The following is a 26,759-nucleotide window of genomic DNA, read 5'->3' on the forward strand; positions in this document are numbered from 1 at the left end:
TAGAGCGCGGCCGAATCAGAAGTTCAGGCGTGGGCTTTTTTCGCTGAGTTCCGCGCCTTGCTGGCCGTTCGGGCCGATCAATTGTGCTTGAACCTGATGCAGCGAGGGGAAGCGTTTGAACAGCGGCGCAAGGTCGAGGCTGGTCAGGGCTTGCGGGGCGGCGCAGTTCAGTTGATAGCTGGCGTGAATTTCGCTGTGGTGGTGTTCGTGCTCATGTTCATCGCCATCACCGGCGGCATGCTCGTCGTGGTCGTGGTCGTGGTCGTGGTCTTCGTCGTCGGCATCTGGCTTGTCGCCGAATAACGGGCTGTGCAGCTTCACGGAGGTCACGCTGCATTTTGCCGCCGCCGGCAGGCCGAACAGGCTCAGGGGTTTTTCCAGATCCGCCCGCGCGGCGGCGACGGTGGCTTGGTCCACGGCCACTTTGGCAACGTGCTCGAACCCCACGAGGTTCATCGACGGGTTTTCCAGCTCCAACTCCAGCGTGTTGCCATCCAGCGCCGCGTTCAAACGGCCAACACCGTGTTCGTGGGTGCCGAGGCTGGCGTGCTCTTCAACATGATCATCATGACTGTCTGCGGCTTGAGCGATAGCCAGCGGCAACAGGGCAAACGGCAGAGCGAGCAGCAAACGGCGCATGAAGGGAAACTCCGGCAAAACGGCTGAATTGAGATGTTATGTTATAACTCAAATTGCCGCTTGCCTAGCCTGCTTGGAGAACGACGGCACCCGTGGGAGCATGGCCGCACTTTTGTCGGAGGGCGTGGGATGGTGCGTATCAAAGGAACAATCGGCGCGTGGCCGGTCGATCTGACGCTGGAGCTGGATTCGCAAGACTGGGCGCAACTCGCCGCCCATTTGCCCGTTCAGCCCGTGGCCGAGCAAGCCAAACCCGTCGCGACGGCAGCGGCCCACCCGCCAGACGACAAACAATGGTTGGTAGTACAGGAGTTGGTGCGCAGCGCCGGCAGTATCGATGGCCCCACATTGCTGGGCGAGTTGCAGGTCTTAACCGGCAATGCCAGCGCAGCCAAGCGTTTGCTGGTGCGCTTGCGGCATTCGGCGCTGGTAGCGGTGGAAGCCGGCGCAGACGCGCCGGTGTATCGCTGGGTGGGCTGAGGCGCGACGGTTAATACAGCGCCTGATACAGCTTGCGGCGGAACAGCGTGACCAGCGGATTGTCGTTGCCCAGCAAGTCGAACACTTGCAACAACGTCTTGTGCGGCACGCCATCGCCATAGTTGCGATTACGCACGAACAGCTTCATCAGCGCCTCGAGTGCCGGCTCGTATTGCTGGCGCGCCAGTTGCTGAATCGCCAGCTGATAAATCGCCTCATCATCTTCGGCGTTCTGTGCCAAGCGCGCCTTCAGCGCGGCGGCGTCTGGAAGTTCGGCGGCTTGGCGCAAGAACGTCAGCTGCGCGCGGGCGCTGGCCAGGTCTTGCTTGTGGCTGTCGCCCTTGACCGCATCCAGCACGGTTTGCGCTTCGTCCAACTCACCGCGCTCCGCCAGGCAGCGGGCATACAGAATCAGCGCGGCTGGCTTTTCGCTGTCGGCGGCAAGAATTTCGCGCAGCAGATTTTCCGCATCGCCAATGCGCCCTTCGGCGAACAGCGCCTGTGCGGTTTCAAACGGGTCAGCGGCCAGCGGCGCCGGCTCCGCCACGTGGGGCTGGAGAATGGCGCGAATCGCCGATTCCGGCTGCGCACCTTGAAAGCCATCAACCGGCTGACCATTCTTGAACAGCACCACCGTCGGCAGGCTGCGAATGCCGAAGCGGGCGACCACGTCGGGCTCCAGGTCGCAGTTCACCTTGGCCAGCAGCAGCTCGCCGCGATAGCCCTCGGCAATCTGCGCCAGCATTGGCATCAAGGCTTTGCACGGCGCGCACCACTCGGCCCAGAAGTCCACCAACACCGGCTTGTGGAACGAATTCTGGATCACCAGCTGGTCGAAGTTGGCCGTGCTGACGTCGAAAATATAGGGCGTGTCCTGGCTCATGCTTAGTCTCGAAACGCGAAAGTGGGTAATGCCGGAATCGCTTCCCGCATCGGGCGTCAACTATAGGTGGGGACGCCCCTCGCTGAAAACCAGGGGCGCTCAGGTTGATCAGTTGCAGTCAACGCATCAGGCGTTCACCGCCTCACGCCCAAGCCCGCGCGGCGTCAGGCTGGCGGCCAGTTGAGCGGCCGTCACGCCGTTGGCTACGCGCAGAATGTCGGCCATGACAGCCAGGGCGATTTCCGCAGGCGTCTTGCTGCCCAGGTGCAGACCAATAGGCGCATGCACCCGTTGCAGCGCCGGGTCGGTCAGGCCGCCCACGCGCGCCAGCCGCTCGCGCCGCTTGCCACTGGTGCGCTGTGAGCCCATGGCGCCGATATAAAACGCCTCGGTGCGCACCGCTTCCATGAGCGTAAGGTCGTCCAGACGCGGGTCGTGCGTGAGGGCCACCACCGCCGTCGCGCGGTGGCAGCCGCCGTTGGCGATGTACAGCGCGGGCAGCATCTCCACCACTTCAACGCCTGGCAGCGACACACCTTCCAACACCTCGGCACGCGGCTCGCACAGCACTACTTCAAAGCCCAACGCCAGGGCAAAACTGGCGCAGTACTCCGCCACCGGCGACCAACCCGCCAGCAGCAAACGCTGCACCGCACCCACTCGGATATGCACCTGAACCCCGAGTTGTTGCACCCGTGGCTGGCCCATGTTGCCCGAGGCCAAATAGCGCTGCTGGCCGCCCAGCGTGACCACTCGGGTGAGCAGTTCGCCGCCCTCCAACGCGCCTTCCAGCGCCGCCAGGTGCTCATCGGCCTGGGCATCGGCGGGCAGGTGTTCGAGCAGAATATCCAGCACGCCGCCGCAGGGCAGGGCGCGTGTCGGCGCCAGGCCGCCGTCGCCATAGCGCACCACTTGGTTCACTGCATCGAAGCCGCCCGCGCACAATCGCGCGAGAAAGTCTTCCTCTACGCAGCCGCCGGAAAGCGAGCCTTTGAGCTCGCCGGAACTCAGCGCGACCAACATCGCGCCGGGCCCACGTGGCGCCGAGCCAAAGGTATTTAGCACCGTGCATAACCACACGCCGCGCCCTTGGGCTAACCACGCGCGCGCCTGGCGGCATACCTGAATGTCCAGCGATTGCATGCTCGCGCCCTTGAAAGTGCTCTCGAAGTTATGAGCGGTGTGGGGCGGATCCGTTCGATCTAAAGCTCGCCGCCAGCGGCCAACCAACGCGCGCTGCGATATGCTCGGCGCGTCCCAATCGTGGTGTCCCTTGCATGAAACCGTCGAACGTTGTCGGGCTGATGCTCGCCGCCGGCCAGTCGAAACGCTTCGGCGCCGACAAGCGCCAGGCCGTGTTGCCCTCCGGGCAGCCGCTATTAGCCGCCAGCGTTGATGCCGCTGCTGAGCACCTGAGCGAGCTGTGGCTGGTGCTGCGCGGTGATGACGACGTGTCGCGGTTTCAACTGCCGACGGCTATCAGGACCGTATTCAGCGCATCGGCGGCCAGCGGCATGGGCCACAGCCTGGCCGACGGCGTCGCGGCCTTGATGCAAACCAGCGATGCCGATGCCGTCGCCATTCTGCTGGGCGACATGCCATGGATTCAGCCCGGCACGTTCCGTCACCTGCTGGCGCAGGCCGATCCGCAACGGATCATCGTGCCGACGTTTAACGGGGAGCCCGGCCACCCGGTTATTTTCGGTCGCACCTTCTGGTCACAGCTCTTGCAGCTAACGGGCGACAACGGTGCGAAAGTCGTGGTGCAGGCCAATGCTCAAGCGTTGCGTCGGGTTGCCGTGGACGATGCCGGCATCCTGCGCGATGTCGATACGCCGCACGCCTTGATGGCGCTTTAACACGTTCTTCACATTCGTGTTCTTAGACTGCGCGTCATCTGCGCAGACGCTCGGTTTCTCCGGCATCCAGGCGCCCTGTTTTGGACCTTCCGGCATGATTGCCACGACACCTCGCGTTTTCAATTTTGTTGGCCTGGGAAAGGCAGCGGTGCTACTGGCGGCGTGTGTCGTCGTGGCAGGCGCGCTTTACGCCGATGCCGTCGGGCTGTTTTGGCGCAACTACGCCATTGGTGATGGCGGGCTCGCTGGCGTGCTTGCGGTGGTGTTGGGCCTCGCCGCCTGGCGGGCGTCGCGAACCTCTGCGGCGCTGGCCATGGCGGTCGGGCTTGCGCTCGCGCTGGATGCGCTGGCGCTGCTGGGTTTTTTTGCGTTGTTCGAAGTGAATGCGGGCCCGTCCGCGTTTGCCGTCGCGCTCGCCGTGGTCGGCGGTTCCTGGTGGGCCAAGCAACGCCTGTTCGCGCTGATCGTAGTGGCGTTGGACGGCCGCCAGCCAGACAGCCCGCTGTCGTTGTCGCGCCTGGCTAATTGCAGCGCTGTCGAGCTGCTGCAGCGTTGGCGCTACGGCGCGTTAGCGGCGCTATTGGTCGCCGGCACGCTGGGAGCGGGGCCGCTTTCTGCTACCGAAGCCGGCGCCTTGGTTGCGGGCTTGCTCACCGCTACGGTTTCCACCTTGTGTATCGCCCCCGCCATCTGGCTCACGCTGCAACAACGGCACATGCCCACCGTGGTGCCAACCCGTTACCGCGCCGCGCTCAACAGCACACCGTTTCTGGCGGCGCTGCTGGTGCTACTGATGCTCGGCGTGAGCGGTTGGTTGTGGCTGCCGGCGTACGGGGCGAACAGCTTGGTACCGCAATTCGCCAGCCACGGCCGCTAACGGGCAGCGTGGTAAAGGCTGACGTAGCGAAACTCTTCCGGCTCGGCCAGATCCGGCCAGGTGCAGGCTTCGAGAATATCCAGGCGCCGGTACAGCGGGTGATTGAAGTCGCGCACGCGTGAGTCGGCAACCAACGCTTCGCGGCCGCGACTCAGAAAGTGGTCAAGCAAGGGCAGGTTGGCGCGGTCGTACAGCACGTCGGCGACGATGATCAAATCGAAGCGGTCCCGCTCGGCAAAGAAGTCTTCCGAATACGTCAGCGACACGCCGTTGAGTTCAGCATTGGCACGGCACGCGGCCAGGGCCACCGGATCGAGATCGCACGCCACCACCTCCACCGCGCCAGCCTTGGCCGCCGCGATGGCGGCAACGCCCGAGCCGGCTCCGAAATCCAACACCCGTTTACCGGCCACCCACTCGGGGTGCTCGGCGAAATAGCGCGCCAGCACCAAGCCGCTGGCCCAGCAAAAGCACCAGTAGGGCGGGTCTTCGAGAATGCGGCGGGTTTCTTCGGGGCTGAAGGCGCGGTCCATGTTGTTGGCGTCAATCAGCCATAAACGCAGGTCGGTGCCGGGCAAGGTTTCGGCCACCAACTGCGCATCGCCAAGCAATTCGCTCAACGCTGCTTGCAGGTCAAGCGGTGGCGTCATGGTGCGGTTTCGAAACGCAGATTGCCGACCTGTTGGGTGCTGGGCGAGGTGATGCGCAGCGGATTCAGGCGCAGGATCAACTGCGCCGACTGGGTCACGCGGCCATGCAGTTCAACGCGCGCATCGGCCGGGAAAGAGTCGGGGTTGAACGGCAGGTGGAACGGCAGCAAGCGGCCGGTGCCCTGCACGCTGATATTGCCCAAAAGCTGTTGCGGGCGGTCGCGTTCGTCGATCACCAGCAACGCCAGTTCAACGTTGGCGCCAGCGGGAACGTCCACCAGATTGCCGGTCAGCTCGCGCAGGTTGGCAGGCAGCGGCGCCGGTTCGGGAGCCGGTGCGGCGGCGGGTTTGCTGGCGACGGGCGCAACGACGGGCGTCGGGGTTTCGCTGGCGCAGGCGGCGAGCAGCGAGAAGGCACAAAGCAGAACGAATGGGCGAAACATAGAGAATTCCATCAGCCGTGGCGCGAATGTGAGGCGGGCGCTTGTATACCGCAAAGTAGCCGGGTTGTCTTGCCAGTGGGATGCGCTACCATGGCCCCTCCTTCATTTTGTTGCCATTTATTTTATGCACTGTCCCTTCTGCGGCGCCAACGACACCAAGGTTATCGATTCGCGATTGGTCGCCGAGGGCGAACAGGTTCGCCGCCGCCGGGAATGCCTGGCCTGCGAAGAGCGTTTCACCACCTTTGAAACCGCCGAACTGGTGATGCCGCGCCTGATTAAGCAAGACGGCAGCCGGCAACCATTCGATGAAGAAAAGCTACGCGCCGGCATGCAACGCGCGCTGGAAAAACGCCCGGTCAGCATCGAGCGACTCGAAGCCGCCATCGCCCACATCAAGCACAAAATGCGCGCCACTGGCGAACGCGAAATCAAGTCGCGGGTGCTGGGGGAACTGGTCATGACCGAGCTGCAAAAGCTTGATGAAGTCGCCTATATCCGCTTCGCTTCCGTTTACCGCCGCTTCCAGGATCTCAACGAATTCCGCGAGGAAATCGACCGCCTCTCCCGCGAACCGGCGCAAGACTGAATGCCGACTTCCGAACAGGCCGTCGCCGACCCGCAATTCATGGCCCGCGCGCTGGAACTGGCGCGCAAAGGCATCTACTCCACCCATCCCAACCCGCGTGTTGGCTGCGTCATCGTCGCCAACGGCAAAATTGTCGGCGAAGGCTGGCATGCCCGCGCCGGTGAGCCCCACGCCGAAGTGCACGCCTTGCGCCAGGCCGGCGCCAAAGCGCAGGGCGCTACGGCTTACGTCACCCTTGAACCGTGCAGCCACCATGGGCGCACGCCGCCGTGTGCCGATGCGTTGGTGAATGCCGGCGTGGGCCGCGTGGTCGCGGCCATGCAAGACCCCAATCCCGAGGTGTCCGGTCGCGGCTTGCTGCGTTTGATGCAAGCCGGCATCACCGTGCACAGCGGCGTGATGGAAGCCGAAGCGCGCGCTTTGAACGCCGGCTTTATCAAGCGCATGGAAAAAGGCCTGCCGTTTGTGCGGGTGAAGTTGGCCATGAGCCTGGACGGCCGCACCGCCATGGCCAGCGGCGAAAGCCAATGGATTACCGGCCCGGCAGCGCGTGCCGCCGTGCAGCGCTTGCGCGCCCAGGCCAGCGTGGTGCTGACCGGCGCTGACACGGTGTTGGCCGACGGCGCGCGGCTCACCGTGCGCCCCGATGAACTGGGCCTGAACGCAGAACTCACCGCGCTGGCCATGACCCGTCCGCCATTGCGTGTGCTGGTCGACGGCCGCTTGCGCGTGCCACTGAGCGCGCCGTTCTACCAGGCCGGCGCCGCGCTGGTCGCCACCTGCGCGGCGGCGTCTGCCCGTGATCGTTTCCTGGATGACGGCCACACACTGCTGGCCATTCCCGGCAGCAATGGCCATGTCGATTTGCGCAAGCTGCTTGCCGAGCTGGCTGGCCGCGGCGTTAACGAAGTGCTGGTGGAAGCCGGTCCGCGACTGGCCGGGGCGTTTGCGCGCTTGGGCTTGGTGGATGAATACCAGTTGTTCGTGGCCGCCAAATTCCTCGGATCAAGCGCTCGCCCGTTGCTGGACATGCCGCTGGCGCGCATGGCCGAAGCCGCGCCGCTGAAGATCACCGAGATGCGCGCGGTGGGCGACGACTGGCGAATCATCGCCGTGCCGGATAAACCCAGCTGATCGGCTACGCAGCCATCTGAATGCCCCCTACATAGATGCAATCAAACGGCGAGTTGTGGTAAAAACGCAGCCCAGCCATGCAGATGGCTGAACGTTCTCAGGGCGGGGTGCGATTCCCCACCGGCGGTAATGGCGCGCAATGCGCTTAGCCCGCGAGCGCTTGCGGCAGCCGACAACGGCAGCGGCAAGGTCAGCAGACTCGGTGTGATTCCGAGGCCGACGGTCATAGTCCGGATAAAGAGAGAACGGGATTGCCTGCCAGGGCCCACGCGTGCGTGCGCCCGTTTGAGACATCCCTTTCGATCCAACACGCCCTGTTTTTTATTAAACAGGAGTTCGATCCATGCTTAATCGTGCTGTTTTTCCGGCACCTCTTACTGAGGAGGCCGCATGTTCACCGGAATAATCGAAGCCCTCGGCACCATTCGCGCCCTGACCCCCAAAGGCGGCGACGTACGCGTGTACGTGGAAACCGGCAAGCTCGACCTGGCCGACGTCAAGCTCGGCGACAGCATTGCCGTGAACGGCGTGTGCCTGACCGCCGTGCAATTGCCGGGTGATGGTTTCTGGGCTGACGTCAGCCGCGAGACCCTGGCCTGCAGCGCCTTCAACGACTTGAAAGCGGGCAGCAAGGTCAACCTGGAAAAAGCCCTGACACCCAGCAGTCGCCTGGGTGGCCACTGGTTAGCGGCCACGTTGACGGCGTCGGCGAAGTGATCGCCCGCGAAGACAACGCCCGCGCCGTGCAATTTCGCATCCGCGCCCCGCGTGAGCTGGCCAAGTACATCGCCCTGAAAGGCTCGATCACCGTCGACGGCACCAGCCTGACGGTGAACGGCGTCAATGGCGCCGAGTTCGAGCTGACCATCGTGCCGCACACCCTGGGCGAAACCATCATGGCCGACTACCGGCCGGGTCGCCGGGTGAACCTTTGAGGTCGATCTGCTGGCGCGTTACCTGGAGCGTTTGCTGCTCGGTGACAAAGCCGCCGAGGCCACTGCGGCTGCGCACGGTTCGTCCGGCCTGACCGAAACTTTCCTGGCCGAACACGGCTACCGCTAATTACGACGCAAGGCACGCCCCATGGCTCTTAACAGCATCGAAGAATTGGTTGCCGATATTCGCGCCGGCAAAATGGTCATCCTCATGGATGACGAAGACCGCGAGAACGAAGGCGACCTGATCATCGCCTCCGAATGCGTCACCGCTGAACACATCAACTTCATGGCCAAGCACGCCCGCGGGCTGATCTGCATGCCCATGAGCCGCGAGCGTTGCGAAACCCTCAAGCTGCCGTTGATGGCGCCGCGCAACGGCTCGGGCTTTGGCACCAAGTTCACCGTCTCCATCGAGGCGGCCACCGGCGTGACCACCGGCATCTCCGCTGCCGACCGCGCCCGCACCGTGCAAGCCGCTGCCGCGAAAGACGCCAAGGCCGACGACATCGTCAGCCCCGGCCACATTTTCCCGCTGATGGCGCAACCGGGCGGCGTGCTAGCCCGCGCTGGCCACACCGAAGCGGCCTGCGACCTGGCGCGCCTGGGCGGTTTCGAGCCGAGCGGGGTGATCTGCGAAATCATGAACGACGACGGCACCATGTCGCGCCGCGCCGAGCTGGAAGCGTTTGCCGAGCTGCATGACATCAAGATCGGCACCATCGCCGACTTGATCCATTACCGGCTAATTCACGAACACACCGTGGAGCGTATTTCCGAGCAATCGCTGGACAGCGAGCTGGGCCACTTCAACCTGGTGACCTACCGCGACTCGGTCGAAGGCGACATTCACATGGCGCTGACCCTCGGCAAAATCTGCCCGGAAGAGCCCACGCTGGTGCGCGTGCACAGCATGGAACCGCTGCGCGACTTGCTGATGGTGAAACAACCGGGCCGCTGGAGCCTGCGCGCCGCCATGACCAAAGTGGCCGAGGCCGGCAGCGGCGTGGTGCTGTTGTTGGGCAACCAGTTGACCGGCTCCGACTTGCTCGCGCATCTGGAGCAACAGTTGGGCGGCGAGCAGAAAGCCAGCGCCACCACCTACAGCACCGTGGGCGCCGGCTCGCAGATTCTGCGTGACCTGGGCGTGCGCAAAATGCGCTTGCTGAGTTCACCAGTGAAGTTCAACGCGATATCGGGCTTTGACCTGGAAGTTGTAGAATACCTGCCCTCCGAATAACCCGAGGTACCTGCTGCGCTCGGTCATGCGGCGTTAAAAACGTGTTCGACAGCCGTTTTTGCCATGCTTGACCTTCGCTCGCGACGGTCCCGAATTTTTAAATAGCCGGGGGATTGGGCAAACGCCCGCCCAGGCTCTTAACTCTAAATTGCTCTTTCAAGACGAGAACGCCATGACCCTGAAGACCATCGAAGGTACTTTCATCGCCCCCAAAGGCAGCTATGCGCTGGTGGTAGGCCGCTTCAACAGCTTCGTGGTCGAAAGCCTGGTGAGCGGTGCCGTAGACGCCCTGGTGCGTCACGGCGTGAGCGAAAGCGACATCACCATCATCCGCGCGCCGGGTGCGTTTGAAATTCCGTTGGTTGCCCAGAAAGTCGCTCAGCGCAGCGAGTACTCGGCCATCATCGCCCTGGGCGCAGTGATTCGTGGCGGCACCCCGCACTTCGAATACGTCGCCGGCGAGTGCACCAAGGGCCTGGCCCAGGTGTCCATGGAGTTCGGCGTGCCGGTTGCTTTCGGCGTGCTGACCGTTGATTCCATCGAACAAGCCATCGAACGTTCCGGCACCAAAGCCGGTAACAAAGGCGCTGAAGCGGCCCTTTCTGCCCTGGAAATGGTCAGCCTGCTGGCGCAGTTGGAGGCCAAGTGATTAACGACGAAGACGACAGCTTCAACCCCCCGGCAGAGAAAGGCCCGAACGCGCCCACCGGCAAGATCGCGGCCCGCCGTCAGGCTCGCAGCCTGGCTATGCAGGCGTTGTATCAGTGGCACCTGGCAGGCCAGTCGGTGAATGAAATCGAAGCGCAGTTTCGCGTAGACAACGATTTCAGCAGCGTCGACGGCGCCTACTTCCGTGAAATTCTGCACGGCGTACCGGCGCACAAAACTGAAATCGACGAGGCGTTCGCGCCTTGCCTGGACCGCGCTCAGGACGAGCTCGACCCGGTTGAGCTGGCCATCCTGCGCTTGTCCACGTTTGAAATGCTCAAGCGTATCGACGTGCCGTACCGCGTGGTGATCAACGAAGGTATCGAGCTGGCCAAAGTGTTCGGCGCCACCGACGGGCACAAGTTCGTCAACGGTGTGTTGGACAAATTGGCACCGCGTTTACGCGCTGCTGAAGTCAACGCCAACAAGCGTTGACCGGAGCCGTGGGTGAGTTCGAGCTGATCCGCCGCTACTTCGCCGCTGCGCCCTGTGCGCAGCCCGGCGAGGCCGTGGTGCAGGGCATTGGCGACGATTGCGCGCTGCTGGCCCTGAACGCTGGCGAACAGCTGGCGATTTCCACCGACACGCTCGTGGTCGGTGTGCATTTTCCTGAAGCGTGCGATGCATTCCTGCTCGGCCAGCGCGCGCTGGCGGTGTCCACCAGCGACCTCGCTGCCATGGGTGCTGCGCCCATTGGTTTTACCCTCGCCCTAACCCTGCCGCAGGCCGATGCCGATTGGCTGCAAGCCTTCGCCGCCGGCCTCAACGAAATGGCGCAGGCCTGTTCGATGCGCCTGATTGGCGGCGACACCACGCGCGGGCCGTTAAGTCTGACCCTCACCGTATTTGGCCGCCTGCCGGCCGGGCAGGCGCTGACGCGTGCGGGCGCCCAGGTGGGCGATTTGCTCTGTGTGGGCGGTGCATTGGGCGATGCGGCGGCGGCGTTGCCGTTGGTGCTCGGGCAGCGTACGGCCGCCGCGCAGATTGCCGAGCCGCTGCTGGCGCGCTATTGGTCACCGCAGCCGCAATTGGCGCTGGGTCAGGCGCTGCGCGGCAAGGCCACGGCAGCCCTGGATATTTCCGATGGCTTGCTTGCCGATTGCGGCCATATCGCCTTGGCCTCGGGCGTGGCCTTGCACATCGAGCGGGATCGCTTACCGTTGTCGCCGGCCGTATCGGCCTGGCTGGATCGCGACGCCGCCTGGCAATGTGCTGCCAGCGGTGGCGATGACTACGTATTGGCCTTTACCCTGCCACCCGAGCACCTTGCACAGCTTCAGCAAGACGGCTGGCCGGTGACGGTCATCGGTCGAGTGGAAAGCGGAAAAGGGGTGCACTTCCTGGATTCATCCGGTCATAGCCTTGCGCCTTCTTCGCGCGGCTTTTTACATTTTGGGGGCTCGGGTGACGCAACCTAGCAAGAAAACGGTTCCTGATGCTCCGCCTTCGGTGTGGCGCAATCCGTGGCATTTCCTGGCCTTCGGGTTTGGCTCGGGCACGTTGCCCAAAGCACCGGGCACCTGGGGTTCGTTGGTGGCGCTGCCCTTTATTCCGCTGTGGCAAATGCTGCCCGACTGGGGCTACTGGCTGATGCTCGGCGTGACCATGCTGTTCGGCTTCTGGCTGTGCGGCAAAGTGGCCGATGATTTGCGTGTGCATGACCACGAAGGCATCGTCTGGGACGAAATGGTCGGCATGTGGATCACCCTCTGGCTGGTGCCGGAAGGCTGGGGCTGGTTGCTGCTAGGCTTTGTCATGTTCCGCATTTTCGACATCCTCAAGCCGTGGCCGATCCGCTGGATCGACCGGCATGTGCACGGCGGCGTCGGCATCATGCTCGACGACCTGCTGGCCGGGGTGTTCGCCTGGCTGGCCATGCAATTGGTGGTGTGGGGCTGGGCCCAATACTGGGTGCACTCAGTGGCTAGCTAAGTGGCACGGCGGCGTTTAAGGGAACGGGCTATGCGTGGCAAGTGGTTATCAGGCAAGTGGTTCGCTCGGCTCATGGCGGTGGCGCTGCTTGTGGCGGCTGGCGGACCGATGGCGCAAGCCGCCACGCCCACGCAAATCCGCCTGGCCAGTGAGGTGTGGGTTGACCACACCAATGCCGACGGCAGCGGCATGGCCTGGGACATTCTTCGCGCCGTGTTCGAACCCGCCGGCATTCGCCTGAACATTCACAGCGTTCCTTACACCCGCTCGGTCGGCCTGGTGCAGCGCGGCGGCGCCGACGCGTTCGTGGGCTCGTACATGAACGAGATCCAGGACGGCGTGTTTTACCCACGCTGGCACTATGACGCCGACCGCATCAGCGCCCTGGGCCTGGCCGATGCGCCGGCCATCAACCTGCAAAACGTCGGCACCTTTCGCCTGGCCTGGGTGCGCGGTTATGCCTACGAAAAATATCTGCCGCATTTGAACCACTACCAAGAAGTTTATCGGCGCGACGGTATCCTCTCGATGCTGGAACTCAAGCACGTCGATTTCTACCTCGACGCCCGCACCGAAGTGCAAGAAGTGCTCGAGGAGGCCGACGACGCCACGCGCTTTCGCGCCACCGAGCTGACTGACTTGCCGCTGTACCTGGGTTTTGCCGATACCGCTGATGGTCACGCGCTGGCCCGGGTATACGACGCGCGCATGGAGCTGCTGGTGAGAGACGGCAGCCTGCGGCCCATTTTCGAGCGCTGGCAGCAACCCTATCCCTTTTGAATAACCACCACGCAACAGGCATCGACGCTATGACAAAGCACAGGAAGTACGCGCTGGCTGCCGGGCTGATGAGCCTGCTTTCATTCGGCGTGGCCACGGCGGCCGAACAGGTCATGGTGGTCGGCCTGTTCCCGGGCGCGGCGGTGATCAACGTCGATGGCGAGCGCAAGCTGGTGAAGGTCGGCAAAACCGGCCCCGGCGGCGTGGTGGTGGTCAGCGCGGACGGCAGAGGCGCGGTGCTGCGCGTGGATGGCGTGGAACGTCTGTATCCGCTGGAACGCGAATACAGCCAGGGCTTTGCCATTCCCACCAAAACCCAGGTGAGCATCGCCAAAGGGTTAGGCGGGCATTACTGGATCGCCGGCTCGGCGAACGGCCAACCGGTGCAATTTCTGGTCGACACCGGCGCCACCACCGTCGCCATGAATGACTCGCAAGCCCGGCAGTTGGGCATCGATTACCGCGCCGTGGGCAAACCCACTGTCGTCAGCACAGCCAGCGGCACCGCCAACGCCTGGCGCGTTTCGCTGGACCGAGTGAAAGTCGGCGCCCTGGAATTGCTCGGCGTCGAAGCCACCGTACTTGACGGCCCGGCGCCCACCGAAGCGCTGCTCGGTATGAGCTTTCTCAACCGCGTGCGCTGGCGCGAAGAGCAGGGCGTGTTGATTTTGGAATCGAAAAACTAGGCCTATGACGCTTCTCCTGAAACGCCGCACCTTTCTCCTCGCCGCCGCTGCATTGCCGCTGTTGCCTGCCTGGGCCGCTGAGTCGAGCGATGCGGTGCAACGCCTCAAACAACTGGAAACCACCTTCGCCGGCCGCCTGGGTGTGGTGGCGCTGAACACCGGCAATGGCGAGGTGCTCAGTTACCGGGGCGACGAGGCGTTCCCCATGTGCAGCACCTTCAAGGCCATGCTCGCCGGGGCCATTTTGCAGCGCAGCGTGTTAACGCCTGGGCTGTTGGATGAGCGAATCACCTACCGCAAAAGTGACTTGGTCTCGTACTCGCCGGTCAGCGAAAAGCACGTGCAAGACGGCATGACCGTCGCCGAGCTGTGCGCCGCCACCGTGCAGTACAGCGACAACAGCGCCGCCAACCTGCTGATGAAATTGCTCGACGGCCCGGAAGGGCTGACCACTTTGCTCGCTCCATTGGCGATCACCACTTCCGCCTGGAACGTTGGGAAACCGAATTGAACAGCGCCATTCCTGGCGACCTGCGCGACACCACCACACCGCTGGCCATGGCCCATAGTCTGCAACGTCTTGTTGTCGGTGACGCCTTGCCGGATTCGCAGCGCCAGCAACTGCAGACCTGGCTGCGGGGCAACACCACGGGGGCCACGCGTATCCGCGCTGGCGTACCGGCGAATTGGCAGGTTGGCGATAAAACCGGCACTGGCGATTACGGCACCACCAACGATGTGGCTGTGCTCTGGCCGCCGGGCAAAGCGCCGGTTGTGTTGACGCTGTACCTGACGCAAACCACCAAGGACGCAAGCCCGCGTAACGAAACGCTGGCGGCGGCCACGCGCGTCGTGGTCGATTGGTTGCAATGAGGCTATATCGATCAACCACTTTGATCTTTATAGCCAGCAATTCAGGCTGACCGACGCGCAAAGCCTGCTGCTACAATGCCGCCCCCGTGCGAAATTTCCGCCATTTCCTTATTAGGAGCATACGGTGTCTGTCGTCTTCGTCGCCGCCTCCCAACTGCCCACGCCATTTGCCGTCTTCACCATGCATGGCTTTCTTGAAGAAGGCACCGGCCGTGAACACGTCGCGCTGACCCTCGGCGATGTGGCTGACGGTGCGCCAGTGCTGGGCCGTTTGCACTCCGAATGCCTCACCGGTGACGCCCTGTTCAGCCTGCGCTGCGACTGCGGTTTTCAACTGGAAGCGGCATTGGCCGCCATCGCCAAAGAAGGCCGCGGCGTGCTGCTGTACCTGCGCCAGGAAGGCCGTGGCATTGGCCTGATGAACAAAATTCGCGCCTACGAACTGCAAGATGGCGGCGCCGATACCGTCGAAGCCAACGAGCGTCTGGGCTTCGGTGCTGACCAGCGCGACTACTCGATTTGCCTGCCGATGCTCAATCACCTGGGCATCACCTCGCTGAAACTGATGACCAACAACCCGCGCAAACTCAAAGCGCTGGCCGACATGGGCATTCCGGTGGCCGAGCGCAAGCCGCTGCAAATCGAACACAACCCGCACAACAAGTACTACCTGGCGACCAAGGCCGGCAAACTCGGGCACCTGTTGGGCAACCAACACCAAGGCGAGGCCGAGGAAAGCCTGTGACGCGTAACGAGGTGCGCAAGCGGCTCGACCTGCTGTGGTGGCGGCAACTGGCGCTCACCTTGGCGCCAGTCTTCATCGTCAACCTGCTGTTCGGCGCCGATAAAACCGTGTCGGTGCTGGCCATGCCGCTCTTCATCGGTGGCCTGGCTTCCCTGTTCGTCAGCCTGCCGTTATTCAGCGCCTACAAGCGCGGCCTGATCGCCACCGAACAAGCCCTCGACACCCCGGAAGAACCCGCCGCCTGGCTGGACCTCGCCGCTCGGCGTCGTCTGGCTTTTCTCGGTGCAGGCCTGCCCGCCTGGATCGCCGCCATTGCCGTGTTTACCGGCCTGGAAGCCATTCCGCTGATTCTCCTCGCGCTGGCCAGCGTTGTGCTGCTGGCGCTCTACCGTATCCCTCGCCAACTCGGCTGATGCGCCTGTTACTCGTCTGCCTGCTGTGGGCGCTGGCCTGGCCGGCAGCGGCGCAATTGCGGGTGGTGAGCCTGGCGCCATCGCTTAGCGAAATCATGCTCGAACTGGATGCTGCCGACTTGCTGGTTGGCGTACTCGACGGTGGTGAACGCCCGGCGGCTCTGGCCGCGCTGCCTTCGGTGGGCCGCTACGGTCAGCTGGAAATGGAAGGGCTGCTGGCACTCAAGCCCGACTTGCTGCTGCTCTGGCCCGACAGCATCAGCGCCGCGCAACGCCAACAACTGATCGGCTTCGGCATTCCGCTGTTCGAGGCCCAGCCCCACACCTTGTCGCAACTGGCCGAGCAGTTTCAGGCCATCGGCGAGCGGGTAGGCCGCGCTGAAAACGGCCGCGAGCGCGCCGATGCATTCCGCCAGCGCCTGGCATCGCTGCAACAGCGCTACCGGCGTGATGAGCCGTTGCCGGTGTTCTATCAGGTGTGGAATTCGCCGCTGTACACCATCGGTGGCGGGCAAATCATCAGCGATGCGCTGGGCGTATGCGGGGCGAAAAACGTATTTGCCGACGTGGCTCTGCCAGCGCCGCAGGTGAGCGTCGAAGCGGTGCTGCAGCGTGATCCCCATGTGATTGTCGGCGGCGATCAGACGCAACTGGAAAGCTGGGCACGCTGGCCGCAGCTTAAGGCGGTGCAGCGTCAGCAGTTGCTGGTGCTGCCGGATAAAGGCATTGAGCGGCCGAGCTTGCAGATGCTTGTGGCGACTGAGCGGCTTTGTCAGGCGTTGGAAGGGATGCGTTGAGCGGTTTGAAGCGCTTAGCCGGTATTTTCCTGAAGCGCGCCCGGCTCGAAATTCTGGATTCCCGCCTGCGCGGGAATGACGGAGGTTTATGTCATTTCCCCCGTCATCCTCGCGCATGCGGGGATCCAGAATTGTGGTCTTTACGCAACTCTTTGGCCGCTTATGCAAAAAGCATCGCGCCTAAAGCCGCTCCCACAGGGGACGCGCGCGCGGTTTATAAAACTGTGGGAGCGGCTTCAGCCGCGATTGCTGCTACCACCTAAATCGCCGGCGTCCACACAAACCCAAGCGTCGCCGTACGCCCATCTTCCCGATACCCGTGGTACTCACCATCATGGTTGTACAGCGCCCGGCTGTAGTCTTTATCCAGCACGTTATCGACACTGAAATTCAGCGCCAGCTCGCCGGTCGCCTGCCAACTGCTGCGCAGTCCCAGCAGTCCATATCCGGGCAATTCCCGCGTATTACCCACGTCGTCGTAGCTGCCGCTCACGGCTTGCCAATTGGCGCCGAGGCTCACTGCGCCAAAGCGGCGATCGAGGTCCAGGTTCAAGGTGCGCTTGTCCCGGCGCGGCAAGGCGTGGCCGGTTTCGCGGTCGCGGGCGTCGAGCCAGGTGGCGTTGGCCGAGGCTTGCCAGCCGAGCACGTCGCGCTCCAGCGTCAGCTCCACGCCTTGTAAGCGCGCGGTGTTGAGGTTCACCGCGCAGTACAAAAACGTCGCCGGGTCGCAGAGCACGGTGCTGATCAGGTCGCGTACGTCGTTGCGGTAAGCGGCCAGGCTCCAGCGCGTGGCCAGGTACTCGCCGCGCACTTGCAGCTCGTAAGTTTTCGAGTGCTCGGGTGACAGGCCCGGATTGCCGACATAGCCATTACCGTCATCCGGCCAGTACAGCTCGTTGTAAGTCGGTGCGCGGAAGCCTTCGCTGTAGGAGGCGATCACCGATGTGCTGTCGCCCACCGGCACGGTCAACGCGCCGTTCCAGGTGTTCTCGCTACCGAACTGTTCATTCTTGTCGTGGCGCAATCCCAGCTCGGTGGCGAACCACTCGCCCTGGAAACGATGTTGTGCAAAAGCGGCCTGGTTCCAACGGGTTTGTTGGTTGTATTGGGTGCTGCTGTGCAATTGGTCCTCGTAGAAATCGACCCCGGCGAGCACGGTGTGCTGCTCGCTCTAGTTCCAGGTGTTCAACCACGACACGGAGTCGCGGTAGGTGTTGAACACGCTCACTTCGTCGCTGAGTTTGTCTTGGCTTTTCTGCCGGCTTTCGCTGTGGCCGACTTCCCAGCGACTGCTCCAGAGGTCGTTGAACTGCGCGTCGACAAAACCGCTGGCGCTGCTGAGGGTGAAGTCGGTGTAAGGCTGCTGCGGATAGCTGAGGAAGGTGCTCATGTCGAAGCGACCGAACGGGTTGTCGTACTCGTTGCGGCCGCGTTGGTCCAGCAGGCTGACGCCGCCTTCGACGCGCTCGTTGAATTGGTGGCTGAGGTTGAAGCTCAAGGCTTTGTTGCGGTAGGCGTCGTGGTCGCTGTCGGAATCGTAGGACTGGCCGGTGCGGTCGCTGCCGGCGGTTTCGTCGAGGCTGCCGTTGAGGCTGAAGCGCGTCTGTTCATCGCCGCCACTGAGGCCCAGGCTGCGCTGCCAGCTTTGGTGACTTCCGGCGCTCACGGCCAGGCGCGGTTGCAGGCCGCTGTCGCCGCGACGGGTGAAAATCTGCACCACGCCGCCAATGGCATCGCTGCCATACAAGGCCGAGCGCGAGCCGCGTACCACCTCGATGCGTTCGATTTGTTCGAGGCTTAAAACCTGCAGACTGGCGCCGCCATCGGAGGCCGAACCGATGCGTTGGCCGTCCACCAGAATCAGGCTTTGGGTGTTGCTGCTGCCACGTATAAACAGTGAGGTGTTGCTGCCGCGCCCGCCGTTCTGCACCAGTTGCACGCCAGGCACGCGGGTGAGTAGGTCGGTGATAGAGCGCGGCTGTAGGCGTTCAATGTCAGCGCGGGTGAACACCGTGGCAGCAGCGGTGGCTTGGGCTAACGGCTCGGCGTTGCGGCCGGAGGTGATGACCATTTCTTGCAGCTTCAGCGCTTGGTCAGTGCTTTGCGCCTGCACCATAACGGGCAGCAGCACAGCGGGCAGGGCGAAATGCAGGTATTTCATGGAGTATTCCTCAAAAGATTTTTGAGGAGGGCATGGGCAAGCGTGGCGCTTGAAGGCGCCTGCGCTTGATGGTGCTGCCCTCCGCAACACCAGTCGATTCCATGCAGGCCGGTCTCCGGGCTCTCGACTGAAAGGGCATCCTTTCCTGCCGCGATCACCTTCCCAGGTACAACCCAGTGGTGTGTCGATCGGGCATGCAGCGTGGCTGCGGTCGATTACCGTTGCAGGGGGCAGCGCCGGGATGGCTCCTATGGAGCGCACCGGCTTCCCGTTTAACGCCGGGCTCGTGTGAGCCGGACGCACCTGCGTGGATAAACGCCGCGCACCGTAGCGGTGGCGGCGGGGTGGGTCAAGCGGCGGGGGATCGGTGGGAGAGGCTTCGGCCTTGCTTGCGACGTACCGGTTATGCGCTTGGGTCTGCCTGTCCAAGCCGGCTGGCGGCTTTGTGCAGGTCGAGCACCAAGCGCTCCAGGGCGCGGGCGGCGAGCTGGGTCTGGTTCGCGGCCTCGGCGCTTTGGCCGGCGCCCGAGCTGATGGTTTGCGCTTGCAGATTGGCGGCTTGAGCTTGGTCGCGCTGCGATTGCATGGCGCGGCTGATTTCGCCGATCTGCATTTGCATGCCCGCCACCTCCTCATGAATGCGCTGCAACGCCTGGTTCGCCTGCGTGGCTTGGTCAACGCTGGTGCCAACGCTGGTTTGGCATTGCTGCATCGAAGCCGACGGCCTGCACGGCTTGCTGACGCATGCTGTGCAGGCTCTGGGCGATGGCGTGCGTGGCCTCGGCGGTGCGCTGGGCGAGGTTGCGCACTTCCTCGGCGACCACGGCAAAGCCACGTCCCGACTCGCCGGCGCGCGCGGCTTCAATGGCGGCGTTGAGCGCCAACAGGTTGGTTTGTTCGGCGATGCCGCGAATGGTTTCGCTGATGCTCTGCACCGCCACCGTGTGTTGGCTCAGGCCTTCGATAGTGCGGGTGGCATCGCTGACCAGGCTGGCCAGGCGGCTGATTTGTTCGGTGGTTTGCTGCACCACGCTGGCGCCTTCCTTGGCCAGTTGCAGCGCTTGTTGCAGAGGCATGTTCGCTGCCCAGGATGTGCTCAGTCATGGCGCTGATGCTGTGACTGACTCCTTGGGTGGCTTCGGCCGTCGCTTGGGCGGCGCTGTTCTGATGGTTCGCACACAGGCTGACGGTGCTGGAGGTCTGGTTGAGTGCAGCACTGGTGTGGTGCAGCGCACTGCCGGCAGAGACGATGCTCTGCATGGTGTCGTCCATTTTGTCGACGAAACTGTTCACCCAGCCCGCCAGCGAACCGGTTTCATCGGCTTGCAAATGGTTGGCGCTGAAGCGATTGCTCAGCGGCGCGCCGCACTCGGCGGTGTCCAGGAAGAAATCGCACAGCGCCTGCAATTTCTGGCTGCGCGGACGCAGGCTGAAGTACCAGAAGTTGAACAACACCAGCGCGCTCACGCCAAACAGCGCCCAAGGCAAATGTTCACCTTGCCAGCCCAGGCCGGCGTGGGCGCCGTACAGCAACGCGGCGGCGACCCCGACATTCAGCAGCAGCGCTTTGAGCAAGGTATAGCTGAGGCTGCGCGGGCGATACACCTCTTCCAAGTCGCCCTCGCACATCATCCCCCACGTATCGGGCGAGCCCGGCAGGTTGAGGGTCAAACCGGCGCCGACTACGGGCACGCGGCGGTAATCCGGGTAGCCGGGATACAGCACGAACAGGTTGCTGCCGCAGCGCATGGTTTCGCGCACGCCGGGGTGCAACTCCTGGGTGGCGGGGTCGGTAAAGCGCAGTTCGAATTCGGTGTGCTGGGTAACGCGCACGGTGCCGAACGGGGTGTGCACGCCATCCTTGAGGTTTTCGCCGGCGCTGAAGGTGCTGTCTTCAAAGCGTGAGCGCGACAGCGCGGTGCCGGGCGCGATGGCTGGGTCATACACCGACTTGATCATAAATAAATAGTTGTCGCCGGAGTCGCGGTACACGTGGCCGGCTTCGCGTTGGATCAAGTCGCTCATCACATCGTTGGGAATGCGCGCGCACAGGCAGGCGACGGTTTTGCCGGCGACGATCAGCGGCTGGTGAAACATCAGCGTCACGGCGTCATGGAAGCGCGAGGTGGTGGCGCCGAGCGTGGCGGTGACTTGATCTTTATAAGGCCCGAGCAGAAACGGCGCGCGAAGACCGGCGGCCAGCGCTTTGGCGTCGTGGCGTTGCCCCACTCGCGACGCATGGGTGGAGGCGAGCACCGTACCGTCGGCGCCCACCACAAACAACTCCGACACTTCACGCATTGGCTCAGCAATGCTTTGCAACTGGGCGGCATCCACGCGTGGCCATTGCTCGCCCAACGTCGCTGCTACCTGAAGCAGTTGCTGCCAATGTTGCTGCGTCCAGCCGAGCAACAACTGCGCGCGGGTGTTGGCCATGCCCGTGAAGGTTTTTTCCAGTCGCGCCGCCTGGTTGCGGTTGATCAGGCTGGCCCAGCGCAAGGCCCATTTGTTGTGCGTGCCCCACCAGGGCAGCCAACGCTTTTCGCGGCCGCTGAGGGCCATCTCGTGACTTTTAAGGTGCATGTCGGTGCTCGCAAATGACAAAGGGCAGTGCTTTGTCTAGCGTGCGCTTATTGCAATAACAGGACCGAAAGGCGCCGCTACTGGCCGATTGATGGCGCAATGACGCATTTCGCCAGATGAATGTCGCTTTTCCAGATGGGACGTACGTACTTTCCTCCGAAAGGTGCTGCGTCGACCCGGCCGCAGCGCTGGGGATGCGCCGTATTGGTGCATGTCAGACGTCGGTTCTCCTGTAGGGATTTTCCGTCGGGTTGCGTCAAGTCAAGATCCGCTTTGTCGCAGCTTCCTAGACTGGCCGCCCACGCACTGCACCGGACCGCCGCCATGCTCGACGCCATTCATTGGGATGCTGACCTGATTCGCCGTTACGACCGCCCCGGTCCTCGCTACACCTCATACCCCACCGCCCTGCAATTCAACGAAAACGTCGCCGGCAACGCCTTGGTGCATGCCCTGAGCGAAAGCCGCGCGGCGTTGCGGCCGTTGTCGGTGTATGTGCACGTGCCGTTCTGCGCCAACATTTGCTACTACTGCGGTTGTAACAAGGTGATCACCAAAGACCGTGGTCGCGCGGTGCCGTATTTGCAGCGCCTGCATCAAGAAATCAGCCGCGTCGCCAGTCAGCTCGACCGTCGCCAGGTGGTCGAGCAACTGCATTTCGGCGGCAGGCACACCAACCTTTCTTGGCCACACCGAGCTGCGCGAATTGATGCAGCACCTGCGCGAAAACTTCACCCTGCTCGACGGCGACAGCGGCGACTACGGCATCGAGATCGACCCGCGCGAAGCCGACTGGTCGACCATGGGCCTGCTCCGCGAACTGGGCTTCAACCGCGTCAGCCTGGGCGTTCAAGACCTCGACCCGCAGGTGCAACAAGCGGTCAACCGCCTGCAAAGCTTTGAGCAGACCCGCGCCATCGTCGAAGCGGCGTGGACCCTGCAATTTCGCTCGGTGAACATCGACCTGATCTACGGCCTGCCGAAACAGACGCCCGACCGTTTCGCCCGCACCGTAGACAAGGTGATTGAGCTGCAACCGGATCGCCTGTCGCTCTTCAACTACGCCCACTTGCCGGAGCGCTTTAAGCCGCAACGGCGCATCAGCGCGGACGACCTGCCAAGCCCGGCAGCCAAGCTGGAAATGCTTCAGCGCAGCATCGAACAGCTGACAGCGGCGGGCTATGTGTACATCGGCATGGATCACTTCGCCCTGCCGGACGACGAGCTGGCGGTGGCGCAGGAAGATGGCATGTTGCGGCGCAACTTCCAGGGCTACACCACCCATGGGCATTGCGACCTGGTGGGTTTAGGCGTGTCGGCCATCAGCCAGTTGGGCGATGTGTACTGCCAGAACAGCAGCGATCTGCCGCTTTATATGGCCGCCATCGACGAAGGCCATTCAGCCGTGGTGCGTGGGCTGTTGTGCAACGATGACGACCGCATTCGCCGTGCCGTCATCCAGCAACTGATCTGCGCTTTTAAACTCGATTTCAGCCTGATCGAAAGTGCGTTCAACATCGAGTTTCGCGGTTACTTCAACGAGGTGTGGCCGCAGCTGCAGCAGTTCGCGCGGGACGGTCTGATCGCCTTGAGCGACAACGCCATTCAGGTGCTGCCCGCCGGGCGCTTGCTGGTGCGCTCGGTGTGCATGCTGTTTGATCACTATTTAAGCGAGCAGAACAGTCAGCGATTCTCGCGGGTGATCTAAACAAAAAGGCCGGTCAATAGACCGGCCTTTTTCATGGCGAAGCGTTTACGCCGTGAGGGTGGGCGGCAAGCCCGCCGGTGCGAGCAGCGCCAGGCGCTCGCGAACCGCCGCCTCGATACCCGCAGCGTCCAGCCCACATTCAGCCAGCATGGTTTGCGGCTTGGCATGTTCCACGTAGATATCCGGCAAGCCCAGGTGCAGCAAGGGCTTGAGCAGATTCTCGCGCGCCAGGAACTCGCTGACCGCCGCGCCCGCGCCACCCATGATGGCGTTTTCTTCGACGGTCACCAGCAGCTCATGTTCAGCCGCCATCTGGCGAACCAAGGCTTCGTCCAAGGGTTTGACGAAGCGCATGTCCACCACCGTGGCATCCAGCTTCTCGGCCACCAGCAGCGCATCGGCCAGTTGCACGCCGAACACCAACAGCGCGACGCCCTGGCCCTTGCGGCGGACCACGCCTTTGCCGATTTCCAATGGCACTAACGCGGGGTCGATCGCCGCATTGGGACCCGAGCCGCGCGGGTAACGCACAGCCGCCGGGCCGTCGAACAGGTAGCCGGTGGTCAGCATGCGGCGCAGCTCGTTCTCATCGCTCGGCGTCATCACCAGAATGCCGGGAATGCAGCGCAGGTAAGACAAATCGAAACTGCCGGCGTGGGTCGGGCCGTCTTCGCCCACCAGGCCCGCGCGGTCGATGGCAAACAGCACATCCAGATGCTGCACCGCCACGTCGTGAATCAGCTGGTCGTAACCGCGCTGCAAAAACGTCGAATAAATCGCCACCACCGGCTTGGCGCCTTCGCAGGCCATACCGGCGGCGAGAGTCACGGCGTGTTGTTCGGCAATCGCCACGTCGAAATAGCGCTGCGGAAAACGGCTCGCTGAAGGCGACCAGATCCGAACCTTCTTTCATCGCCGGGGTGATGCCCGTCAGGCGCGCATCGGCCTCGGCCATGTCGCACAGCCACTGGCCAAACACCGCCGAATACTTCGGCCCGCTGGGCTTTTTCGGCACGGCGGGCGCGTTGACCGGCTCCAGCTTGGTGATGGCGTGGTAACCAATCGGGTCCAGCTCGGCCGGGGCGAAGCCTTTGCCTTTTTTGGTGATCACATGCAAGAACTGCGGGCCTTCCAGCTCGCGCATATTGCGCAGGGTGGTGATCAGCGTCGGCAGGTCGTGACCGTCGATAGGGCCGATATAGTTCCAGCCCAGCTCTTCGAACAAGGTGCCCGACACCAACATGCCTTTGGCGTGTTCTTCCGTTTTGCGCGCGATCTCCCAGGCGCCCGGCAGGCAGTGACAGCACTTTTTTGCTGCCCTCGCGCATGTTGGCGTAGGTGCGGCTGGAAAGAATTTTCGCCAGGTGATTGGACAGGCCGCCGACGTTTTTCGAAATCGACATGTCGTTGTCGTTGAGCACCACGAGCATGTTGGCCTTCACGTCGGAGGCGTGGTTCAACGCCTCGAACGCCATGCCCGCCGTCAGCGCGCCATCACCGATTACCGCCACCGACTTGCGCTTGCTGCCCTGCAACTGAGCGGCAATGGCCATGCCCAGCGCGGCGCTGATGGAGGTGCTGGAATGGCCGACGCCAAAGGTGTCGTACTCGCTTTCACTGCGACGCGGGAAGGCGGCGATGCCGTCTTTCTGCCGCAGCGTGTGCATCAGCTCGCGGCGCCCGGTGAGGATTTTATGCGGATACGCCTGATGGCCTACGTCCCACACCAGCCGGTCGTCCGGGGTGTCGAACACATAGTGCAGCGCGATGGTGAGCTCGATGACACCCAGGCCGGCACCGAAGTGTCCGCCGGTTTCGCCAACGGTATACAGCAGCTCCTGGCGCAGCTCATCAGCGAGGATTTCCAGCTCGGCTTCGCCCAGGCGACGCAGACCAACAGGCGTCTCTGCACGGTCAAGCAGCGGCGTAGCGGGGCGTTCGCGGGGGAACTCGTGAAACGTCGTCGGCATCAGGCATAATCGTTATAGGTATAAAAGATGGCGCAGTTTACCTGATGCGGTAGGGCTTTTCGTAGGGTGGGTGTGAAGGGGGGAAGGAAATACCGATATCCGGGGGAATTCCGGGGATGTCCCTTGCCGTTGGCAACCCACCGTCATCCCCGCGCAGGCGGTGGTCCAGTTCGTAGGTTGGGTTGAGCCATGGCGAAGCCCAACGTTGCACGGTCTGACTGAAAACCTCAGTCATCCTCGCGCAGGCGGTGGTCCGACAATTCGGGATCCAGAGTCTCGGGTCGAGCGCGGTAGATGGCGTGGAGGTATTCATTACCGCGTGAGCTGAACGTTTGGTTTCGCGCCTTACGCGCGAGTCACTTTTAGCATTGCCGGATTGCCGGACCACCCAAAAGTAACCAAAAGGTCTAGCCCCTACCTTGGGTCTGCGCTGCGCTCCGACTTCCCTCATTCCGCCGACGCTCCGGGGGCACGGCGAGACGGGCCATCCTTGGCCCGACACGCCTTTCGCGGCTCCCGGCCGCTCAACCCCCTGCGCGTCGACTCCACTCGGCCTGCGATGAACGGGGCGGGTAGATCACAAGCGGTGGATCACAAGTTCCACATCAAAAACTCGCGGCTAAAGCCGCTCCCACAGAAAGCTCATTTTCGACGCATCTCTGAACCTGTGGGAGCGGCTTCAGCCGCGAGTTTTTGATTTTTTCTTTCGCCAGCGGCCATCACGCCGCGTAATGCCGCCCCAAAAAACTCCAGCAAAATCCCGTTCACCCGCTCTGCCTGTTCGTTCTGTATCCAGTGCCCGCAGTCTTTAAGCACGTGCTGTTCCAGGCGCGGCACCAGCTCGCCCATTTTCTTGATGGTGTACGCCTCCAACTTGCCGACCGGGTCGTCTTCGCCCAGCAGAAACACGGTCGGTTGCAGCACCTGCCGTCCGGCGAGGAATTCGGTGGTTTCCCAGTTGGTGCGAAAGTTTCGGTACCAGTTCAGCGGGCCATGGAAGCCGTGTTTGCTCAGGGTGTCGCGGTACACGGCGAAGTCGGTTTTGTTGCACCAGTCGGGAAAGGTGGTCGGCATGGGTACGCCTTCCAGTAAGCGGGCGTCGGCGGGTTTGGGTTGCAGGAACACCTCGCCGGTGCCGCCGATCAGCAGGCGCATGCTGCGTTCGATGTCGGCGTTCAGTTCGGCTTCGGCCACGCCCGGTTCCTGGAAGTAGACGATGTAGTTGAATCGCCCGGTGTTGGCCTCGCGCATGATGTCGATGGCGGGGCGTTTCGGGCGGCCGCCGAAGGGCACGGACATGGCGCCCAGCACGCTGACTCGCTGTGGTTGCAGCAGGCCCAGGTGCCAAGCCACCGGCGCGCCCCAGTCGTGGCCGATGACGCAGGCGTCGGTGTGGCCGAGCAGTTCCATGGCGCCCTGGATGTCGGCGCACAGGGTCAGAATCTGATACGCCTCGATTTCCTCAGGCGCGCTGCTGTCGCCGTAGCCGCGCATTTCCGGGGCATATACGCGGTAACCGGCTTCGGCCAGTGCCGTCATCTGGCTGCGCCACGAGTACCAGCATTCGGGGAAACCGTGCAGCAGCCACACCGGCCGCCCATTTTCCGGGCCGGCGCTGTACACGCTAAGAGTGATGCCGTTTACGTCGAGGCGTTGCTGTTCGAACTGATTCAT

The 26,759-nt window shown here is 63.1% G+C and carries 22 protein-coding genes, 6 pseudogenes and 2 riboswitches; of the genes and pseudogenes, 18 read left to right on the plus strand and 10 right to left on the minus strand.

Going from position 1 to position 26,759, the window contains the following annotated elements; translation table 11 throughout:
* Positions 1-15: 15 nt before the first annotated feature.
* The gene (locus ACZZZP_RS01815) at positions 16-639 is read right to left on the minus strand and encodes a DUF2796 domain-containing protein (RefSeq protein ID WP_463536211.1); all 624 of its coding nucleotides are present in this window, start codon (positions 637-639) and stop codon (positions 16-18) included.
* A 129-nt stretch (positions 640-768) separates the two neighbouring features.
* Between ACZZZP_RS01815 and ACZZZP_RS01820 the strand changes: the two genes are divergently transcribed.
* Positions 769-1,119: a hypothetical protein gene (locus tag ACZZZP_RS01820; protein ID WP_463381615.1), complete on the plus strand. Its 351-nt coding sequence runs from the start codon at positions 769-771 to the stop codon at positions 1,117-1,119.
* A 10-nt stretch (positions 1,120-1,129) separates the two neighbouring features.
* On the opposite strand, the gene trxA is transcribed toward ACZZZP_RS01820, so the two are convergent.
* Both trxA and ACZZZP_RS01830 read right to left on the minus strand, forming a co-directional pair.
* Complete coding sequence (trxA, locus tag ACZZZP_RS01825) at positions 1,130-2,002, minus strand: thioredoxin (RefSeq protein ID WP_463381616.1); 873 nt, start codon at positions 2,000-2,002, stop codon at positions 1,130-1,132.
* A 126-nt stretch (positions 2,003-2,128) separates the two neighbouring features.
* Positions 2,129-3,145 carry an XdhC family protein gene (locus ACZZZP_RS01830; RefSeq protein WP_463381617.1) on the minus strand — a complete coding sequence of 339 codons (1,017 nt, stop codon included), beginning with the start codon at positions 3,143-3,145 and terminating at the stop codon, positions 2,129-2,131.
* 134 nt (positions 3,146-3,279) lie between these two features.
* Between ACZZZP_RS01830 and ACZZZP_RS01835 the strand changes: the two genes are divergently transcribed.
* On the plus strand, positions 3,280-3,861 hold the full coding sequence (locus ACZZZP_RS01835; RefSeq protein WP_463381618.1) for a nucleotidyltransferase family protein: 582 nt from the start codon (positions 3,280-3,282) through the stop codon (positions 3,859-3,861).
* Positions 3,862-4,033: 172 nt separating this feature from the next.
* Positions 4,034-4,738, plus strand: a complete 705-nt coding sequence (locus tag ACZZZP_RS01840; RefSeq protein WP_463536212.1) for a hypothetical protein — start codon at positions 4,034-4,036, stop codon at positions 4,736-4,738.
* On the opposite strand, the gene ACZZZP_RS01845 is transcribed toward ACZZZP_RS01840, so the two are convergent.
* A complete protein-coding gene (locus ACZZZP_RS01845) occupies positions 4,735-5,388 on the minus strand; it encodes a class I SAM-dependent methyltransferase (protein WP_463381620.1) in 654 nt (217 codons plus the stop codon). The two genes, ACZZZP_RS01840 and ACZZZP_RS01845, sit on opposite strands and share 4 nt — an antisense overlap.
* Positions 5,385-5,831, minus strand: coding sequence for a YbaY family lipoprotein (locus ACZZZP_RS01850; protein WP_463381621.1), 447 nt, complete (start codon positions 5,829-5,831; stop codon positions 5,385-5,387). The genes ACZZZP_RS01845 and ACZZZP_RS01850 overlap by 4 nt, the downstream gene beginning before the upstream one ends.
* A 124-nt stretch (positions 5,832-5,955) precedes the next feature.
* On the opposite strand from ACZZZP_RS01850, the gene nrdR reads away from it, so the two are divergent.
* The 14 genes and pseudogenes from nrdR (at position 5,956) to ACZZZP_RS01920 (ending at position 16,663) form a co-directional block, all read left to right on the plus strand.
* Positions 5,956-6,420 (plus strand): transcriptional regulator NrdR, encoded by a 465-nt coding sequence (nrdR, locus tag ACZZZP_RS01855; protein WP_162998791.1) that lies wholly within the window; start codon positions 5,956-5,958, stop codon positions 6,418-6,420.
* Positions 6,421-7,554, plus strand: coding sequence for a bifunctional diaminohydroxyphosphoribosylaminopyrimidine deaminase/5-amino-6-(5-phosphoribosylamino)uracil reductase RibD (gene ribD / locus ACZZZP_RS01860; protein WP_122493443.1), 1,134 nt, complete (start codon positions 6,421-6,423; stop codon positions 7,552-7,554). It abuts the gene before it with no gap.
* A gap of 89 nt (positions 7,555-7,643) precedes the next feature.
* Positions 7,644-7,805, plus strand: a riboswitch (FMN riboswitch).
* 139 nt (positions 7,806-7,944) lie between these two features.
* Positions 7,945-8,616, plus strand: a pseudogene (locus ACZZZP_RS01865) (riboflavin synthase).
* A gap of 21 nt (positions 8,617-8,637) precedes the next feature.
* Positions 8,638-9,729 (plus strand): bifunctional 3,4-dihydroxy-2-butanone-4-phosphate synthase/GTP cyclohydrolase II, encoded by a 1,092-nt coding sequence (gene ribBA, locus ACZZZP_RS01870; RefSeq protein ID WP_122453958.1) that lies wholly within the window; start codon positions 8,638-8,640, stop codon positions 9,727-9,729.
* A gap of 172 nt (positions 9,730-9,901) precedes the next feature.
* Positions 9,902-10,378, plus strand: a complete 477-nt coding sequence (ribH, locus tag ACZZZP_RS01875; protein WP_110617310.1) for a 6,7-dimethyl-8-ribityllumazine synthase — start codon at positions 9,902-9,904, stop codon at positions 10,376-10,378.
* On the plus strand, positions 10,375-10,872 hold the full coding sequence (gene nusB / locus ACZZZP_RS01880; RefSeq protein WP_463381622.1) for a transcription antitermination factor NusB: 498 nt from the start codon (positions 10,375-10,377) through the stop codon (positions 10,870-10,872). The genes ribH and nusB overlap by 4 nt, the downstream gene beginning before the upstream one ends.
* Positions 10,873-10,880: 8 nt before the next feature.
* Positions 10,881-11,855, plus strand: a complete 975-nt coding sequence (gene thiL, locus ACZZZP_RS01885; protein WP_463381623.1) for a thiamine-phosphate kinase — start codon at positions 10,881-10,883, stop codon at positions 11,853-11,855.
* A complete protein-coding gene (locus ACZZZP_RS01890) occupies positions 11,842-12,369 on the plus strand; it encodes a phosphatidylglycerophosphatase A family protein (protein WP_122493439.1) in 528 nt (175 codons plus the stop codon). Before thiL ends, ACZZZP_RS01890 begins: the two co-directional genes overlap by 14 nt.
* A gap of 30 nt (positions 12,370-12,399) precedes the next feature.
* The gene (locus tag ACZZZP_RS01895; RefSeq protein WP_463381624.1) at positions 12,400-13,149 is read left to right on the plus strand and encodes a substrate-binding periplasmic protein; all 750 of its coding nucleotides are present in this window, start codon (positions 12,400-12,402) and stop codon (positions 13,147-13,149) included.
* A 68-nt stretch (positions 13,150-13,217) separates the two neighbouring features.
* Positions 13,218-13,835 carry a retropepsin-like aspartic protease family protein gene (locus ACZZZP_RS01900; RefSeq protein WP_463384627.1) on the plus strand — a complete coding sequence of 206 codons (618 nt, stop codon included), beginning with the start codon at positions 13,218-13,220 and terminating at the stop codon, positions 13,833-13,835.
* A gap of 4 nt (positions 13,836-13,839) precedes the next feature.
* A pseudogene (gene bla / locus ACZZZP_RS01905) lies at positions 13,840-14,708 on the plus strand (class A beta-lactamase).
* Between the two features lie 124 nt (positions 14,709-14,832).
* Positions 14,833-15,453, plus strand: coding sequence for a GTP cyclohydrolase II (ribA, locus tag ACZZZP_RS01910; protein ID WP_122493436.1), 621 nt, complete (start codon positions 14,833-14,835; stop codon positions 15,451-15,453).
* The gene (locus ACZZZP_RS01915) at positions 15,450-15,866 is read left to right on the plus strand and encodes an MFS transporter (RefSeq protein ID WP_122493435.1); all 417 of its coding nucleotides are present in this window, start codon (positions 15,450-15,452) and stop codon (positions 15,864-15,866) included. The genes ribA and ACZZZP_RS01915 overlap by 4 nt, the downstream gene beginning before the upstream one ends.
* The gene (locus ACZZZP_RS01920; RefSeq protein WP_463384628.1) at positions 15,863-16,663 is read left to right on the plus strand and encodes a cobalamin-binding protein; all 801 of its coding nucleotides are present in this window, start codon (positions 15,863-15,865) and stop codon (positions 16,661-16,663) included. The genes ACZZZP_RS01915 and ACZZZP_RS01920 overlap by 4 nt, the downstream gene beginning before the upstream one ends.
* 259 nt (positions 16,664-16,922) lie before the next feature.
* On the opposite strand, the pseudogene ACZZZP_RS01925 reads toward ACZZZP_RS01920, so the two are convergent.
* The 3 genes and pseudogenes from ACZZZP_RS01925 to ACZZZP_RS01935 form a co-directional block, all read right to left on the minus strand.
* A pseudogene (locus ACZZZP_RS01925) lies at positions 16,923-18,824 on the minus strand (TonB-dependent receptor domain-containing protein).
* A gap of 89 nt (positions 18,825-18,913) precedes the next feature.
* Positions 18,914-19,146, minus strand: a riboswitch (cobalamin riboswitch).
* Between the two features lie 81 nt (positions 19,147-19,227).
* Positions 19,228-19,536, minus strand: coding sequence for a hypothetical protein (locus ACZZZP_RS01930; RefSeq protein WP_463536213.1), 309 nt, complete (start codon positions 19,534-19,536; stop codon positions 19,228-19,230).
* A 61-nt stretch (positions 19,537-19,597) separates the two neighbouring features.
* A pseudogene (locus ACZZZP_RS01935) lies at positions 19,598-19,900 on the minus strand (methyl-accepting chemotaxis protein); the annotation flags it as partial.
* 1,831 nt (positions 19,901-21,731) lie between these two features.
* Between ACZZZP_RS01935 and hemN the strand changes: the two are divergent.
* A pseudogene (hemN, locus tag ACZZZP_RS01940) lies at positions 21,732-23,115 on the plus strand (oxygen-independent coproporphyrinogen III oxidase).
* Positions 23,116-23,160: 45 nt separating this feature from the next.
* On the opposite strand, the pseudogene dxs reads toward hemN, so the two are convergent.
* Both dxs and ACZZZP_RS01950 read right to left on the minus strand, forming a co-directional pair.
* Positions 23,161-25,085: pseudogene (gene dxs / locus ACZZZP_RS01945) on the minus strand (1-deoxy-D-xylulose-5-phosphate synthase).
* A 642-nt stretch (positions 25,086-25,727) separates the two neighbouring features.
* Positions 25,728-26,759 carry an alpha/beta fold hydrolase gene (locus tag ACZZZP_RS01950; RefSeq protein WP_463536214.1) on the minus strand — a complete coding sequence of 344 codons (1,032 nt, stop codon included), beginning with the start codon at positions 26,757-26,759 and terminating at the stop codon, positions 25,728-25,730.

Source organism: Pseudomonas sp. AC211 (assembly GCF_979258055.1).

Bases quoted from the DNA above. Each gene is read 5' to 3' on its own strand.
- ribBA (WP_122453958.1), top strand. From the start codon at position 8,638: ATGGCTCTTAACAGCATCGAAGAATTGGTTGCCGATATTCGCGCCGGC.
- ACZZZP_RS01930 (WP_463536213.1), bottom strand. From the start codon at position 19,536: ATGCAGCAATGCCAAACCAGCGTTGGCACCAGCGTTGACCAAGCCACG.
- ACZZZP_RS01815 (WP_463536211.1), bottom strand. From the start codon at position 639: ATGCGCCGTTTGCTGCTCGCTCTGCCGTTTGCCCTGTTGCCGCTGGCT.
- ACZZZP_RS01850 (WP_463381621.1), bottom strand. From the start codon at position 5,831: ATGTTTCGCCCATTCGTTCTGCTTTGTGCCTTCTCGCTGCTCGCCGCC.
- trxA (WP_463381616.1), bottom strand. From the start codon at position 2,002: ATGAGCCAGGACACGCCCTATATTTTCGACGTCAGCACGGCCAACTTC.
- ACZZZP_RS01835 (WP_463381618.1), top strand. From the start codon at position 3,280: ATGAAACCGTCGAACGTTGTCGGGCTGATGCTCGCCGCCGGCCAGTCG.
- ACZZZP_RS01845 (WP_463381620.1), bottom strand. From the start codon at position 5,388: ATGACGCCACCGCTTGACCTGCAAGCAGCGTTGAGCGAATTGCTTGGC.
- nrdR (WP_162998791.1), top strand. From the start codon at position 5,956: ATGCACTGTCCCTTCTGCGGCGCCAACGACACCAAGGTTATCGATTCG.
- ACZZZP_RS01830 (WP_463381617.1), bottom strand. From the start codon at position 3,145: ATGCAATCGCTGGACATTCAGGTATGCCGCCAGGCGCGCGCGTGGTTA.
- ribH (WP_110617310.1), top strand. From the start codon at position 9,902: ATGACCCTGAAGACCATCGAAGGTACTTTCATCGCCCCCAAAGGCAGC.
- ACZZZP_RS01820 (WP_463381615.1), top strand. From the start codon at position 769: ATGGTGCGTATCAAAGGAACAATCGGCGCGTGGCCGGTCGATCTGACG.
- ribD (WP_122493443.1), top strand. From the start codon at position 6,421: ATGCCGACTTCCGAACAGGCCGTCGCCGACCCGCAATTCATGGCCCGC.
- ACZZZP_RS01895 (WP_463381624.1), top strand. From the start codon at position 12,400: ATGCGTGGCAAGTGGTTATCAGGCAAGTGGTTCGCTCGGCTCATGGCG.
- ACZZZP_RS01950 (WP_463536214.1), bottom strand. From the start codon at position 26,759: ATGAATCAGTTCGAACAGCAACGCCTCGACGTAAACGGCATCACTCTT.
- ACZZZP_RS01900 (WP_463384627.1), top strand. From the start codon at position 13,218: ATGAGCCTGCTTTCATTCGGCGTGGCCACGGCGGCCGAACAGGTCATG.